Origin of the sequence: uncultured Pseudoalteromonas sp. (assembly GCF_963922945.1) — a bacterium.
Taxonomy (GTDB): domain Bacteria; phylum Pseudomonadota; class Gammaproteobacteria; order Enterobacterales; family Alteromonadaceae; genus Pseudoalteromonas.
In genome coordinates this window covers 13,854-28,078 of record NZ_CAWUKC010000048.1, presented here as the reverse complement: position 1 = coordinate 28,078, position 14,225 = coordinate 13,854, and the positions used below count along the sequence as shown (strand labels likewise).

The window sequence follows — 14,225 nt, the reverse complement described above, 5'->3', positions numbered from 1 at the left end:
TTACAGCGATGTGACGGGTTTTTTGCTGTCTGGGGGTTAGTCAACGCAAGACCCCACGCCGAACTCAGTAGCGAAACAAAACAGCTCGAAGGCGAGCCCCGCACAAGGCCGCCCCGACACAATGATAGTGTAGCAGCGGCTATGTGACTCTCTACCGCTGTGGGCACCACGACATTGCCAGGCTCCAAATAAGAGAAACCCGTTACAGAAATGAAGCGGCTTTTTTGCGTCTGTAAGAAAGTGAAAATATTAGCTATCAGCCTTCAGCTGCACAGCGTCAACCTGTACTTCGTAGCGTGGGTTGAGTATCACGAAACCCACGGGTAAAAGAACGCGACGACCACCTCAGTGCCCAGTGGATCCCATTAAAAAAATTAAGAGTACTTTGTTATGTGACTCTATCGCTGTGGGTACTACGACACCGCAGGCTCCAAATACAAGAAAGTCCGATTCGAAAGAGTCGGGCTTGTTTACGTCTGTAGAAAAGTAATCGTGAGCCTTTTCTTCTCTAAAGCGAAGCGCCTCTTTGTGCGTATTCTTTTGGCTACTAACGAGATCGCTAGACTTGAAAATACTTAATCATTTTTTGGGATAAACGTGTTTTTATTAACGTTAAAAAAACTCTCTTTTGGAACCACTAAATAGTCAATTTTTTGCTCAGCTATTAATACGTTTACTAATCTTTAAAGGTGATCTCTTAATTACGCTAATGGGCATAAGCTAATCTATTAAAGTGTATGAAAATAGTAACTTATACTTTAGGTTATTTTGATCCAGAGTTCTCAATTTTGACTATAGTAATACCTCATATTAATTATTCTGCAGAATTATAAAATGTTGTTACTTTTAATATTCAGCGTTTTTTATGGGTAGCTGAGTGCCTATGCGAAATAAGCTATTTCAGGTATTTGTTTTAATAGTCAGCTTACACCATTTACCAGCAAAGTCAGGTGAGTTTGATTTTTCAGGCTACGCGCGTGTTATTGGAGGCTATTTAGATGAGAAGGATGTTGAGTTTAGAGGCTACGATGATAGCTTAAACTTTTCGCCGTCGAGTTTAATAGGTCTGCAGGCTGAGTATCAGTTTAACACAAACTGGTCAGTGACAGCACAAGGGTTATTTAGGTCTGATAGTACAACAGTATCTGGTGAGAGTGGACTTGAATGGCTGTATTTAACCTACACTCCGACAACTAATTTGCAAATAAAAATGGGTAAGCTGCGCACCCCTTTTTTTACCATGAGTGATTTCTCTGATGTTGGATTTGCATACCCGTGGATAACTCCGCCTCAACAAGTCTACGACACGTATCTGTTTAAAACATTCAACGGCGTTGACGTAATTTATAAATTTGGTTCGGATGCCCTTGATGCAAGTATTGAAGGGTATTATGGCGAAGAGTCGGGAAGTATTGGTATTGGCCCTTTTAAAACAGGTTTTGAAGTAGATAATTTGATGGGTGTGATAGGGAAGTTGAATATTAAAAATATAGAGTTTAGAGCTTCTAGGTATAACGGGAATATAGCACTCGATCTTAAGTCGATTAATCAACTACAAAATATTTTAGAGGAATTCAATTTTAATCAAAGCGCAGCGTCGTTGACAACGCAGGGCAGTGCACATGCCGATCAGTTTGGTGTTATTTATGATAATTTAGATTATTTTTTTAGAGGTGAGTGGGTAAAGATCAAAACACAGTTAGACATCATACCAACTATACAGAGCTATTACTTAACCATAGGCTATAACGAGGCACCTTTTACTTATCATTTAACTTTTGCAGACAGCGATGTAGAAATCAACGGTAATCAGAATGAGATCCCTATTGGGGTTAATGTAGAGCTTGATCAGCTGGCACAGGCTTATAATAGTGTGTTTTTAGAGTCAGCGCCGGATTCATTGAAAACTTGGACTCTCGGTGTGCGATGGGATGTACTACCTAATCTGGCACTAAAAGCCGAAGTATCTGCTTTAGAGGGAGATGAGGTTAGTAATTCTTTTTTTGTTATCCCTGAGGATGTTAGTTTTAATAGAAAAACGAATCTTTACCTCATTGGCTTAGATTGGGTATTTTGATGGGGTACTCTCAATTAACTCACGCAATGAAACAAGTAATATTGCTGTGCATTTTTACTTGGTCATTGATGCTTATTAGCGTGCAAGCATATGCGGATAATAGCCACACACCTAAAATGATAATCGTTGCAAATGCGCCGAATAAAAACCTAGCTCTGAGTAAACAGCAAATGCGCCACATTTATATGGGAGGGGCAATGAGTCGCCAATTTAAAGCTGTGAATTTACCCGCAGGAAACCCATTACGAATTGATTTTAATACCAAAGTGGTTGGCCTAACCGAATCTAGAATTCAAGCATACTGGGCTCAGATGATATTTACAGGACGTAGTAAGCCGCCCGTTGAATTTAGCTCGACTAAAGAAGTTATTGCTTTTTTACTGCAACAAGAAAACGCAGTTGCTTATTTACCTTTTGACACGGAAATTCCGGATGAGCTAACGGTTATAACACTAACACCTTAATTCATGGTTAATTACGAGTGTTGACTTATTTTGAAGTTAGCGCTTCAAATGTCTTCTCGGCTTGGGCTTTAGCTGCTGGTATGTGTGATATGGCAACAGGTTTTGAAAAATAATACCCTTGCATCTCATCACTGCCATTTTTAATTAGGTAGTCTGCTTGGCTGGCTGTTTCTATCCCCTCAGAGCAAACCTTCAAACCAAGGCGCTTACTCAAGTCGAGGATCGCTTTTAATACCACCGCATCTTTTTCTGAGCTATCAAATTGACTTACGAACATACGGTCTATTTTTATTGTATCAATATCTATTTTTGTGAGATAGCTTAGTGACGAGTAACCTGTGCCAAAGTCATCAAGTGCTATCGACCCGCCCATTTTATTAATTTGATTAAAGAACGTATTGGAGTTTTCAAAATTATCTAAATAACTTGACTCGGTTATCTCAAACTGGATATTCGCAATATCAACCTTGTATTTAGCTAGTTTGTTTTTTATAACATGAATAAACTGATTATCTTTTAGGTCGTGGCTAGATAAGTTCAAAGAAACAATAATATTATTACTAATAGCTTGTTTTAGAGTGGGCAAATCTTTAAACACTCGAGAAATGACCCATTGTGTAATTGCTTTTATTTTACCTGCCTGCTCTGCAATGGGAATAAACTCACCTGGTGAAATAAAGCCAAGTTCCTCGCTTTGCCATCGAATAAGAGCTTCAAGGCCGCTAACCTCACCATTGACTGCTATTTTTAGTTGGTACACAACTTCAAATTCATTTTGTGCAATAGCGTGGCTAATTAAGTTGGCAACCTGAACCATTCGCTTATTGCTTTCTAACATCGTTTTATGAAAAACGGTGTAAGACCCCTTACCTTTTTCTTTAGATGCATACATTGCGATATCAGCATTACTAATTAGTGTATTAATATCAAAATCAGCTTCTCTGGCATGCGCAATTCCAATACTCACCCCAGAAGGTATATCCCATTGATTGATTGTAAAAGGTGTTTGCATTGAGCTGATAATTTGCTCGGCAATGTGAGTCACATCTTTAGGGTTACTAGTATTACGAAGCATTATTAAAAACTCATCTCCCCCTAAGCGTGCAATAACATCGCCATCGCGTAAGTGCTTTTTGATATTATTTGCTACTGCCTTTAAAAGTAGATCGCCTGTTTCATGACCAAGTGTATCGTTAACACCTTTAAAGCTATCTACATCGAAAAACATAATAGCTATATCTTGATGGTTGCTTTTGCGGTGCGTTAATTCTGCTTTTAGCAAGGTCATTATAAACATGCGGTTAGGCAAGCCAGTCAGCATATCAAAGTTAGCTAGGTGCTCCATTGATTGTTTTTGCGCTAATAGTTGAGCCGTGTTTTTTTCATTAGTGAGCATTTGCGAATGAATAGTGTTAAGCAAGTTATTAATATCTTTACCAAGTTGCGATACTTCGTCATTACCAGAGCCTTGATATTGAAGCTGATAGTTAGTCGTTTTTTCCACTTTTTGTGTGAACTTAGAAAGCTTTAGCAGTGGACTCAATACATGTTGATATATCCAAAACGAGATGATGATGGTAATCACTACAATAAAAATAACGATTGGAGCCGCACTATAAAATAAACTTGCTTTGCTCTCATTGAGGGGGGCTTGATAATCTTGCACAACTAATAAGTAGCCTAAAGGGAGCTGCTCCTCACCAATGGTTTTTAAAGCAACCAAACCTTGATTAGTCACACTGATGTTAAGAGGTAAGCTCTGTGGCTTGATCCCCTTAAGTTGAGGTGAAAAGCCATCGTGCTTTAGATAATTAGGGTGCACGTAAGATTGTATTAACTGCCATTTACTATCAAACACATTTACAAACTTTATATGCTCGTACCTATCAAGCCCCAAAAGCTCAGTTGTAATAGTAAATAAGTCTATTTCCTGTGACATAACACGCAACAGGTTATCAGAGATATTTGATGACATAGCATCAAGATTCTCTTCAACTGACTGGCGATATAAATTTTCGTGTTCGTTAATCACTAAATAAAAAACTAAGCTAGCGCTTAATCCGATTAAACATATTGTAATAATAATGAATTTGTTACGAATACTATGAAACATTTAGCCAAACCTTTCTCTGTGGCGTGCGCTTTTAAAAAGCGTTGTTAATTACTGATAGAAGGTATATTCGTAACGATGTTGTTACTTACCAAATTTGAGAATAAAGAATATGTTTAAATTCATAGAGTAACTATAGCTGGTTATTTTATTTTAGGCAGACTTACTTTGTTGCAATTTCATTCTTGGCTTAATAAGTGACCTGTGTAAGACTAATGCGGTTATTTATTAAATCAGGTGACATGAATGTCGAATATAAAAGCTTGGAAACTTATGAGCCTGTTTTGTTTGTTTGCAGTGCTTATGGGTTGTCAATCTAAAGAAGAACAACTACAACAAACAATTCAAGAGTCTATTAAAAAGGCGGATGTTGAGCTCGCTCAGCTGGGCGCTGCGCTTGATAATGGCACTCTACGTAATGCTGTATTACTTAAAGAATATGGCAAACTCCTTAAGCAGCAGCAACCACAACTGAGTAAGATTGCTGATGTAATTACCCTTGATGCAACAAGGCAAGGTGCGCTTTACAGTGGTTTAACACAACGACTTAAAGATATTAAAAGTACTTATTTAATTCCTCCTTACGAAGATACGCTACACAGTATTGATTTACTCCGTGAAGCGGCTAAACCTACACTGTTTTCTGATGCGTTAACCGATCCTATTAATATGCTAGCTGATATGTCTAAAGGCAGCCTTTCGCGGGTTGGTGCCATTAGTAAAGAGGCCGAAGGTGCTGGCGAGGGTAATCAACTGGTAGGTAACCCTAATTATGGTAGCTGGCAAACTAATAGCAATGGTATTAGCTTTTGGCAGTGGTATGGCATGTACCGTATTTTAGGTGATGTTTTTGACCGTGTTGAATACGGACGTTGGAGCAGCCGTCGTAAATATAGTTATTACAATGACTATGGTCGTTATCGTTATTCAAGCCCTAAGCAAATTAAAACGCAAAGTGCGTTAGAAACACGCACGCGCCAATCGTACCAACGTCAAGGTAAGCAGTTTACTAGCCCTTATGCGAGCAAAAAATCGGGGGCTTCGGGTTTAAGCCGTAGTAGCTATACGCCACCAAAAAGCCGCAGCAGTTATTCACGCTCTAGTAGCTATAGCAATAGTTCTGGGTCGATACGTAATAGCGGTAGTAGAACCTCTCGTGGCGTGAGCCGTGGTAAGTAAAGAATAAGTTGGAGTTAGAAATATGTACGAATTTAATGGAATAACTATGTGGTCGCTACAAGCTTTGGCGATTGATTTTGCAATTATTGTGTTGCTGTTTGTAAGTCTTAAATACATTAAAGGTTGGGTTTCAAACCTTCATGCAAATGACGAAATAACAGAGCGCGATAATTTTGCTTTTGGTATTAGTTTTGCGGCAGGTTTAGTCGCACTCGCTATTGTTTTGACCGGGGTGAGTAGCGGTGCCTTTGCTGCAACATTACAGCAAGAAGCTCTGCAAATGTTAGGCTATGGCGCATTAGCCATTGTATTGATTAAATTAGGTCATTTTTTTCAAGATAAGGTCGCATTGCGTAAAGTCAGCCTGCATGACGAAATTGTAAAAGGTAATGTAACGGCTTCTATTATCGACTTTGGCCATGTAGTGAGTGTTGCCATTGTTATACGCTCGGCACTTTTGTGGGTTGCAACTGAGGGCTGGCACGGGCTGCCTATTGTTATTGCTGCCTTTATTATTGGCAGTGTTGCATTACTGCTTGTAAGTCAATACCGCGTACAATTATTTAAGCGCACCAATAAAAGTGGAGACTGCTTACAGCAGGCTATCATTGATGGCAATTTAGCAGTGGGTCTACGTTACGCAGGCTTTTTAGTGGGTAGTGCTTTAGCCATTACTGCGGCATCAGGTATTGCACCGTATGCGGCTGATAACATTAATGCTAGCCTACTTTATTGGGCTATGAGTGCAATTGTAAGTTTAGTGGCATTCATCATTTTACACTTAATCACCATCAAAATAATTTTATCAGGTTGTGATATTTCAGATGAAGTTAACCGTCAGAAAAATGTGGGTGTTGGTGCGATTTCTGCCGCAGTGTCGTTTGCTGTAGGTATTACTATGGCAACCTTACTAGGCGCATAATCAGTGTCATCAACTACAACTAGCCCAAGTAAATCACGCTTACTTGGGCACGATATTTTACTAATAACTGTTATGGCCGTACTCGCTGGGTGCGGCCTTATTTATGAATACTTACTTTCGCATTACGCGGGGCGCGTACTAGGATCGGTAGAAAGTGCTATCTACGCCATGATTGGTACCATGATAGTGGCTATGGGGTTAGGTGCATTTTTAGCGCGTTGGTTTAAGGATGCTTTTACAGCTTTTGCTTGGTTAGAAAGTATTATTGCCCTAATTGGTATGGGCTGTATTTTGGCAATAGCCGGGGTAATTGCCGTAAGTTATTCTCTTCCTCATTTGTTTTCTAGTATTTTTAATCTACCTCCTGATGTTGTGCTTAACGGCTATGTATTTCAAAAGCTGCAAGAGTGGTCACACTTTTTACCCTATGTATTTGGTTTAGTACTGGGTTTGTTTATCGGGATGGAAATACCGCTCATTGCACGCATTCGCCAGCATGTATATGGGCGCTTTTTAGAGAACAACGCTGGCACTATATATGGTGCTGATTACATAGGGGCAGGTATTGGGGCCGCAATTTGGGTCAGTATTATGTTGGCAATGCCTATAATGCAAGCAGCCGCGTGGACAGCCCTGTTTAATATTATCGCAGGGCTCGCCTTTTTATGGCGCTACCATGCTCATGTGCGCTTTGCTAAGGCCCTTTTAGTGTGTCATATAGCATTGCTGGCGCTGTTTGGGTTTATTTTAGTGATGGGAAGTAGCTGGATGAACAGCTTAAGTAACGTACTATATAAAGATAAAGTTATTTATTCTCGAGCCACTAAGTACCAACATGTTGTATTAACTGAGCGCCTTAGTAAAAACCAGCCAGAGCCTATTACTGATTTATATTTAAATGGGCGTTTACAGTTCTCAAGTATTGATGAGCAAATATATCATTCAATGCTGGTGTATCCGGCAATGCTTGCATCTAACCGACACGATAACGTATTAATTATTGGTGGTGGCGACGGCCTTGCCTTAAGAGATGTTTTAAAGTGGCCAGTCAGCGATGTGACGCTAATTGACCTAGATGCACAACTACTTAATTTATTTGGCCATAAAGACGGTAATTTTACAGCGCCTGAGGATATAAGTGAGCGGTTATTAAAGCTAAATAAGCAATCGATGTTAGACCCGCGAGCCAATATTATTGTGGGAGATGCGTTTTTAGAGGTTGAAAAGCTGCTTGATCAAGGTAAGCAATTTGACACTATTTTAATCGACTTGCCAGACCCTAATCACCCCGATTTAAACAAAATGTACAGCGACTACTTTTATAATCATGTGCGGCAACTTTTGGCAGCCGATGGTGCGATGGCGGTGCAATCAACCTCGCCTTACCATGCCAAAAAAGCGTTTTTAAGTATTGCAAAAACAGTGAAAGCGGCAGGTTTTGATTATGTAGAACAGTATCAGCAAAATATCCCTTCGTTTGGACAGTGGGGCTGGACTATCGCGACTAAAATGGGGCAATCAGCTAGCGGTCGAATTAAAAATATAAGTGATATGCCGGTGCCATCAAGGTGGGTCAGCAAAGATTATTTATTAGCCAGCTTTGTGTTTCCTAATCAGTATTTTGAACAAGTTAAAAGTATTGAAGTCAATAGGTTAGGTTCTGGACAGCTATACGATTATTATCGCTCAGCTTGGCAAATAGAAAGCGAATTGTATAAAAATTAACAAAATAGGTTGACATAATATGTCGACCGTGCGAATCTTAACTCAGACATAATATGTCAAACAGCAAAAAGGCAGAGACATGGAATTAAATGAACTTTCAATAAAATTAGCTTCTTTCGAAACCGAGGGTGCTAACTTTGAGTCTTTCTTGATTGCCAATCCAGGTGAGCAAGATGTGTTACAAGTCATAGTTGATGGAAACGATGAGCTTCCAATTTTTGTTACGAAAACGCAAGAGCAGTTGTTATGTATTAGCTACTTGTTTAGCGAAGATGAAGTAAAAAGTGAATTACGCAATGAGTTAAACGAAACATTACTACGTTTAAACGTGCCAATTCCACTGAGTGCATTTGCTAAAATCGATAATAAATACGCGATTTTTGGTGCACTGTCGGTAAATTCATCATTAGATGACATTACCCACGAACTAGTGACACTAGCTGACAACGCTATTGATGCACTAGAAGCCGTGACCTTGTATTTAAACGATTAGTAACGACTTAGCGGAGTTAAGATTATGAGTATATTAAAAAAATTATTTACAGCAGTACGTGGCGGTGCGCGTGAAGCGGGCGAAGCAATTGTAGATGCAAATGGTATCCGTATTTTTGAACAAGAAATAGCAGATGCGCAAAATGCACTTAATCGTGCTAAAAAAAGCCTTACAGAAGTAATGGCTAAAGAAATGCAAACTAAGCGTAAAATTAGCGCAGTAGATGCATCAATAGCTGAGCACGAAGCTTATGCAGGCCAAGCGCTTGAAAAAGGCAATGAAGCCTTAGCATTAGAAATTGCAGAAAAAATCGGTGACTTTGAAGCTGAAAAAGCAGAACATGAGCAAGTTTTAGCTGGCTTTAGCAACCACATTGTAACGCTTAAGCAGCAAGTTAAAGACGCTGAAAAGTCGATTAAAGAAAACCAACGTCAGCTTACTATGGTTAAAACCACAGAAAGCGTGCAACAAGCAACAATGGCCGTTAATAGCACGCTTAATACTAATAGCTCGTCTATGACCTCTGCTCGCCAGTCGCTTGAGCGTATTAAGCAGCGCCAGCAAGATCGTAGCGACCAGTTAGGTGCGGCAAAAGAGCTTGAAGCAGATGCTAATGGCGACGATTTAAAAGCGAAAATGGCGGAAGCAGGCATTGGCGATACAAGCCCTAAAAGTGCCGATATTTTAGCGCGTATTAAAGCCAAGCAAAACGGCTAATAGCGTGTACATTTATAACAAAAGGTAATTAAGCGCAGCTTAGTTACCTTTTTTGCTTAAGGGATGCTTCATTATGTTTAATTTTTTCAAATCAAAAAAAGAGTCAGAACGCCAGCTTAATCATGCAAGTGAGCTTAAAAAAGGTGACATGTTTAGTGTTATCGACTCGTTTGCTTACCCGTCGTGGTTAAAAGGGCAAACGTTGCGTGTTATTGATATTCAAACTTACCAGTACCAGCACAGTAGTGATACTGAGTTTGTGCTAGAGACAAACAGCGGTCAGGTAGTATTTTTACAAATTGAGCAAGATGATGGCGAGCAATGGGCTAATTTTTCAATAAAAATTCAGCGCGATGATGTAGATAAAATATTTGGCTTGGACGAATTTGCACGCATTTTTGATGAAGAGTCGTTAACTCATATACAAGTGCAAAATACACCAGAGCAGTTTACGCAGTTTTTAGCTAAAAGCTATCAACAAAGTGAATCACCTTATGTGTGTTATTTCCATAACAAGGATTTTCGGGGTCAGTCTTTACCTCGTTACGAGCATGAGGGCGGAGAACCGTGTGAAATGATTTGCTTAGCATCGCCAGACGAAGGGCATGGCTTAAATATTGAAATATGGGATGGCGGTGAGACTGAAGTGTCACTAACGTTAACACGCCCAATTACCGATATAGTCGACTTATTTCCAGGAGATGCGAAGTGAGTGATGCTAAAGACAAGTGGTTACGTCAAGAGCAAGCCGTGCGTGCCACACAAATGGCATTTGATTTAAGCAGTGAAGTACAAAAGTCGATAAAAAAGCAGGCGATTGACCAAGAGCTTACGCCTTCAGATATGATCCGAAAAATTTTAGGGTTAGACGTAAAGTCTAAAAAAACACGTCAGCGTTTATCATTTAATTTAAACGATGAAGAAATAATGCAATTAGCCACACGGTTTAATGTCCAAAGTGACGATAAACGAGCGGTAAAGCAGCAAGTGGCAGAGTTATTAATTGCTCATACTAAACAGGCTAAATAGGCTGGGATTTCATTTTATAAGTAAATCTTTTAACCAGAAGCAGTTTAAAGCAGTGCTTTTGCGTTCTTTGTATTAAGCCCTTACACTAAGAACAACAACTATAAAGAAGTACTGCTTTGAACATTATACTGATCACCTACCTAATTATTTTTGCCTTATTTGGCACTGCTGCTAGCTACTTTGTGCGTTTTATTTATGCGTACTGGGTAAAACAAGAAATGCCAATGAAATACATTGTTAAAGCAGGTATTTGCGTGGTGTTAGTCGTGATTATTTCAGCGTTAATTCCTTTATTAAATTAACGCTTAATCTAAGGTTTAAATAGTGCATCGCTACTTTATATCAAACGCTTGGCATTGTTGATCAATACACAAGGTTTGTACTTCAAGTACCGGTGAACAGTCGGTTAACCCTTGCGTTTTGTTTTGTGCTTTTTGTTGCTGTGTAATTTTATGGGCAACTTCTTCGGCGTGCTCTTGTGAGGTGTTAAGTGTTGAATACACAACATACTTGCTAGGCCCGCCACATGCGCGAGCACCTACTTCGAGTACTTTACATTGAAAGCTTGCGGTGCAGCTATTATCACTAACAATGTTATTAAGATCGTAGCTCAAGTCAGACAAATTCTGATTTTGATCACTGCTTGATGATGTGCTCGCACAGCCACTAAGAAATAGCATAGCGCTGGTGGCAACACTTACAATTGATAATTTAATTGCTGATGGTAAACAACCCATAACCTTGTCCTTAAAATACACTTACCGCTGAACCTTTGAGTTTAACACATTTATTTTCAACACACTGCGTGCTTGGGGCAGTTAAATGCTGGCATGTACTCATCATTTCATTTTGTGTGTTGTAAGCTTTTTCAAGTGCTGTTATTTGCTTTGCAAGCGAACTGACTTGCCCTTCATTAGCTGCTTTTGTTGAGTAAACAACATAATCACTTGGCCCGCCGCAGGCTTTGCTTCCAACTGGCATAACCTTACATTGTGCCGAGGTATCGCACTGTGTATTGGCAATTAACGCATTAAGCTCTTTTTTAGCAGTTTTAATGTCGTTAACAGATACTTCTTTTTCAGAGGTTTTTATAGGTTGAGATGCATCGGTAGGGATTTTGAGCTTGTTTTCACTACTGTTTTGCTGCGGCACTTCTTTAAGCTCGTTCACCGAGTTAGTGGTGGCCTCTTGTGATGTCGTTTCGAGGCATGCCGTTAAGCAAAGTGGTAAAAGTAGGGCTAACAGTGGAGTACGCATAACAAACCTTGATAGTGATGAATTATTCATCACTATCATACACGGTGCATTTTTAACGGCAATAAAAACTATATTATCAAGTAATTAAAGCCGTTTAGATTTACCCTTATAAACCGCCTTGAGTAAGTTTAGTGGGGTTAAGCAGCTTTTCTAATTCACTGCGAGAAAGGTCGGTTTCTTGCTCTGCCACATCAATTATCGGGCGAGCTTCTTTATAGGCTTGCTTAGCTATTTTGGCTGCTTTTTCGTAACCGATCACCGGATTAAGCGCTGTCACCAAAATTGGGTTTTTGGCCAGTGCTTTATCAATATTGATTTGGTTTACTTTAAAACTTGCAATGGCTTTATCTGCCAGAGCTTGTGCGCTGTTAGCTAATAATTCGATGCTTTGTAATATGTTGTGCGCAATAACCGGCAGCATGACGTTTAATTCAAAGTTACCCGATTGACCTGCTACAGTGATAGTTGCATCGTTACCTATAACTTGCGCGCTCACCATAGCTGCTGCTTCTGGGATCACCGGGTTTACTTTGCCTGGCATAATCGACGAGCCAGGTTGCAGTGCTTCAAGCTCAATTTCGCCAAGCCCTGCAAGCGGGCCTGAATTCATCCAGCGTAGATCGTTGGCTATTTTCATCTGGGCAACAGCGAGTACTTTTAACTGCCCTGAAAGCGCGACAATGGCATCTTGTGATCCAATGTTATAAAAAAAGTTACTGCTTGGTTTAAAGCTTATACCTACATTGGCACTTAAATTTTTAGCAAATTTTGCAGCAAATTCACCATCAGCATTAATGCCGGTTCCTACCGCAGTCCCCCCTTGGGCAAGCTCACATACTCGCTCTAAGCTATGGTGAATGCCAGAGGCTGCATTATTTACTTGTGATTGCCACGCGCTGAGCGTTTGCTCAAAGGTAACTGGCATCGCATCCATCAAATGCGTACGGCCTGTTTTAACTATTTTGCCAACCTCTGCCTTTTTTTGCTCTAAGCTCTGCGAGAGTTTTTCAAGTGATGGCAGTAATTCATAAACTACGTTAATTGCACTGCTCAGAGCTATAGCTGTCGGCACTACATCGTTAGAGCTTTGCCCCATATTTACATCATCGTTAGGGTGAATTTTTTCATCCCCAAGACGTGAAGCTAATGTTGCGATCACTTCATTGGCATTCATATTAGAGCTGGTGCCCGAACCTGTTTGGAAAATATCAACAGGGAAGTGCTCGTAATGTTCGCCATCAATAATTTGTTGGCATGCTTGCTCAATAGTGTTGGCTTTACTTTTACTTAAGTGATTTAGCTCACAATTACTTTGTGCTGCTGCTTGTTTAATGTATGCAAGGGCTGTAACAAACTGTTTTGGCATAGTTAAGCCGCTAATAGCAAAGTTGTTAACTGCACGCTGGGTTTGCGCTTGGTATAGCGCATCACTAGGGACCTGTAATTCACCCATACTGTCTGATTCGGTTCTAAAATTGCTCATAAGTCGCTCCTTAAAAAGGGTTAAATTCGTTACTGAGTACACGAGCTTCGTGCTCAAGTTTTAAAAATTTTTCAGTATCGTTATGTGCATAGTAAAAGCGTTTTAATGCCAGTAAAGGTTTATATAGTTGCTCAAGGCACTGCTTACGAATGGCATTGTGTATTAGAGGGTCGCACATTTTATTGATGATTTCATGGTGAGTGCGTAATAAATACAGCTCTTGTAATAAGGGGTTACGATGTTTTTCAAAGCTTTTAGCAACGTTTAAAGCGGTTTCAATGTAGTGAGCTACCACCATAGGCGCATGCAAGCCCGGGCGCAAGCAGTTACAAGCAAGTTCATGTTGATAAGGCTGTAATGCCTGAAAGGGAGACATAAAAAACCGATTTAAGTTAACGATAATAGTTATCATTACATTTAATCGGTTTCAGTGTAAACAGTTATTATAAAAATTATTTGCAGCGTTTAATTGAGTATCAATTGTAGCCAAGAATGAATATTTGGTCTGTTTCATGCTTTTTTAGCGCCTGTTGATTTTGGTTACAGTGAGAAAGTAAGTCGATTAAAGTGGCTCTACTATCACAGGTGCTACTTGGCTTTTCGGTGCTTTTTTCTGTCACTGAGACAACAGCGTCTACAGCGGTGTAAGGGGGAGTATGCATAATTTTATCCTCGTATTTAATATTGGAAGTACACCCTACTTAGGGCTGATTTAATTAAAGCATAATACATACCATCGCCTTATTTTTATTTTAGAGTAATGAATTAA

The 14,225-nt window shown here is 39.7% G+C and carries 16 protein-coding genes; 10 read left to right on the top strand and 6 right to left on the bottom strand.

Going from position 1 to position 14,225, the window contains the following annotated elements; genetic code table 11:
* The first annotated feature begins 883 nt into the window (after nt 1-883).
* Both AABI99_RS11405 and AABI99_RS11400 read left to right on the top strand, forming a co-directional pair.
* Nucleotides 884-2,077: a hypothetical protein gene (locus AABI99_RS11405; RefSeq protein ID WP_338365905.1), complete on the top strand. Its 1,194-nt coding sequence runs from the start codon at nt 884-886 to the stop codon at nt 2,075-2,077.
* Complete coding sequence (locus AABI99_RS11400; protein ID WP_338365904.1) at nt 2,077-2,541, top strand: hypothetical protein; 465 nt, start codon at nt 2,077-2,079, stop codon at nt 2,539-2,541. Before AABI99_RS11405 ends, AABI99_RS11400 begins: the two co-directional genes overlap by 1 nt.
* Before the next feature lie 25 nt (nt 2,542-2,566).
* On the opposite strand, the gene AABI99_RS11395 is transcribed toward AABI99_RS11400, so the two are convergent.
* Nucleotides 2,567-4,573, bottom strand: coding sequence for an EAL domain-containing protein (locus tag AABI99_RS11395; protein WP_338365903.1), 2,007 nt, complete (start codon nt 4,571-4,573; stop codon nt 2,567-2,569).
* A 324-nt stretch (nt 4,574-4,897) separates the two neighbouring features.
* Here AABI99_RS11395 and AABI99_RS11390 point away from each other — a divergent pair, with 324 nt between their 5' ends.
* From AABI99_RS11390 to AABI99_RS11355, 8 genes are all read left to right on the top strand, one after another.
* Entirely contained in the window at nt 4,898-5,830 is a 933-nt protein-coding gene (locus tag AABI99_RS11390; RefSeq protein WP_338365902.1) for a CHAD domain-containing protein, read from the top strand.
* A 22-nt stretch (nt 5,831-5,852) separates the two neighbouring features.
* On the top strand, nt 5,853-6,752 hold the full coding sequence (locus tag AABI99_RS11385) for a DUF350 domain-containing protein (RefSeq protein WP_338365901.1): 900 nt from the start codon (nt 5,853-5,855) through the stop codon (nt 6,750-6,752).
* Nucleotides 6,753-6,755: 3 nt separating this feature from the next.
* Nucleotides 6,756-8,477, top strand: coding sequence for a polyamine aminopropyltransferase (locus AABI99_RS11380; protein WP_338365900.1), 1,722 nt, complete (start codon nt 6,756-6,758; stop codon nt 8,475-8,477).
* Nucleotides 8,478-8,556: 79 nt separating this feature from the next.
* Nucleotides 8,557-8,970 carry a DUF2170 family protein gene (locus tag AABI99_RS11375; RefSeq protein ID WP_338365899.1) on the top strand — a complete coding sequence of 138 codons (414 nt, stop codon included), beginning with the start codon at nt 8,557-8,559 and terminating at the stop codon, nt 8,968-8,970.
* 24 nt (nt 8,971-8,994) lie between these two features.
* On the top strand, nt 8,995-9,687 hold the full coding sequence (locus AABI99_RS11370) for a PspA/IM30 family protein (RefSeq protein ID WP_338365898.1): 693 nt from the start codon (nt 8,995-8,997) through the stop codon (nt 9,685-9,687).
* A 73-nt stretch (nt 9,688-9,760) separates the two neighbouring features.
* On the top strand, nt 9,761-10,399 hold the full coding sequence (locus AABI99_RS11365; protein WP_338365897.1) for a DUF4178 domain-containing protein: 639 nt from the start codon (nt 9,761-9,763) through the stop codon (nt 10,397-10,399).
* Nucleotides 10,396-10,716: a hypothetical protein gene (locus AABI99_RS11360; protein ID WP_338365896.1), complete on the top strand. Its 321-nt coding sequence runs from the start codon at nt 10,396-10,398 to the stop codon at nt 10,714-10,716. The genes AABI99_RS11365 and AABI99_RS11360 overlap by 4 nt, the downstream gene beginning before the upstream one ends.
* 116 nt (nt 10,717-10,832) lie before the next feature.
* Nucleotides 10,833-11,018 (top strand): hypothetical protein, encoded by a 186-nt coding sequence (locus tag AABI99_RS11355; protein WP_338365895.1) that lies wholly within the window; start codon nt 10,833-10,835, stop codon nt 11,016-11,018.
* 30 nt (nt 11,019-11,048) lie between these two features.
* Here AABI99_RS11355 and AABI99_RS11350 read toward each other — a convergent pair whose 3' ends face one another.
* From AABI99_RS11350 to AABI99_RS11330, 5 genes are all read right to left on the bottom strand, one after another.
* Entirely contained in the window at nt 11,049-11,453 is a 405-nt protein-coding gene (locus tag AABI99_RS11350; protein ID WP_338365894.1) for a hypothetical protein, read from the bottom strand.
* Between the two features lie 10 nt (nt 11,454-11,463).
* Nucleotides 11,464-11,973 carry a hypothetical protein gene (locus AABI99_RS11345; protein ID WP_338365893.1) on the bottom strand — a complete coding sequence of 170 codons (510 nt, stop codon included), beginning with the start codon at nt 11,971-11,973 and terminating at the stop codon, nt 11,464-11,466.
* Nucleotides 11,974-12,079: 106 nt separating this feature from the next.
* Entirely contained in the window at nt 12,080-13,456 is a 1,377-nt protein-coding gene (locus AABI99_RS11340) for a class II fumarate hydratase (protein WP_338365891.1), read from the bottom strand.
* 10 nt (nt 13,457-13,466) lie between these two features.
* The gene (locus tag AABI99_RS11335) at nt 13,467-13,832 is read right to left on the bottom strand and encodes a hypothetical protein (RefSeq protein ID WP_338365889.1); all 366 of its coding nucleotides are present in this window, start codon (nt 13,830-13,832) and stop codon (nt 13,467-13,469) included.
* 100 nt (nt 13,833-13,932) lie between these two features.
* Complete coding sequence (locus tag AABI99_RS11330; RefSeq protein WP_338365887.1) at nt 13,933-14,118, bottom strand: hypothetical protein; 186 nt, start codon at nt 14,116-14,118, stop codon at nt 13,933-13,935.
* Nucleotides 14,119-14,225: the final 107 nt, after the last annotated feature.

Excerpts from the sequence above, each read along its gene's own strand:
- AABI99_RS11370 (WP_338365898.1), top strand. The coding sequence starts at position 8,995 with ATGAGTATATTAAAAAAATTATTTACAGCAGTACGTGGCGGTGCGCGT.
- AABI99_RS11330 (WP_338365887.1), bottom strand. The coding sequence starts at position 14,118 with ATGCATACTCCCCCTTACACCGCTGTAGACGCTGTTGTCTCAGTGACA.
- AABI99_RS11390 (WP_338365902.1), top strand. The coding sequence starts at position 4,898 with ATGTCGAATATAAAAGCTTGGAAACTTATGAGCCTGTTTTGTTTGTTT.
- AABI99_RS11335 (WP_338365889.1), bottom strand. The coding sequence starts at position 13,832 with ATGTCTCCCTTTCAGGCATTACAGCCTTATCAACATGAACTTGCTTGT.
- AABI99_RS11340 (WP_338365891.1), bottom strand. The coding sequence starts at position 13,456 with ATGAGCAATTTTAGAACCGAATCAGACAGTATGGGTGAATTACAGGTC.
- AABI99_RS11350 (WP_338365894.1), bottom strand. The coding sequence starts at position 11,453 with ATGGGTTGTTTACCATCAGCAATTAAATTATCAATTGTAAGTGTTGCC.
- AABI99_RS11365 (WP_338365897.1), top strand. The coding sequence starts at position 9,761 with ATGTTTAATTTTTTCAAATCAAAAAAAGAGTCAGAACGCCAGCTTAAT.
- AABI99_RS11385 (WP_338365901.1), top strand. The coding sequence starts at position 5,853 with ATGTACGAATTTAATGGAATAACTATGTGGTCGCTACAAGCTTTGGCG.
- AABI99_RS11400 (WP_338365904.1), top strand. The coding sequence starts at position 2,077 with ATGGGGTACTCTCAATTAACTCACGCAATGAAACAAGTAATATTGCTG.
- AABI99_RS11345 (WP_338365893.1), bottom strand. The coding sequence starts at position 11,973 with ATGCGTACTCCACTGTTAGCCCTACTTTTACCACTTTGCTTAACGGCA.
- AABI99_RS11375 (WP_338365899.1), top strand. The coding sequence starts at position 8,557 with ATGGAATTAAATGAACTTTCAATAAAATTAGCTTCTTTCGAAACCGAG.
- AABI99_RS11405 (WP_338365905.1), top strand. The coding sequence starts at position 884 with ATGCGAAATAAGCTATTTCAGGTATTTGTTTTAATAGTCAGCTTACAC.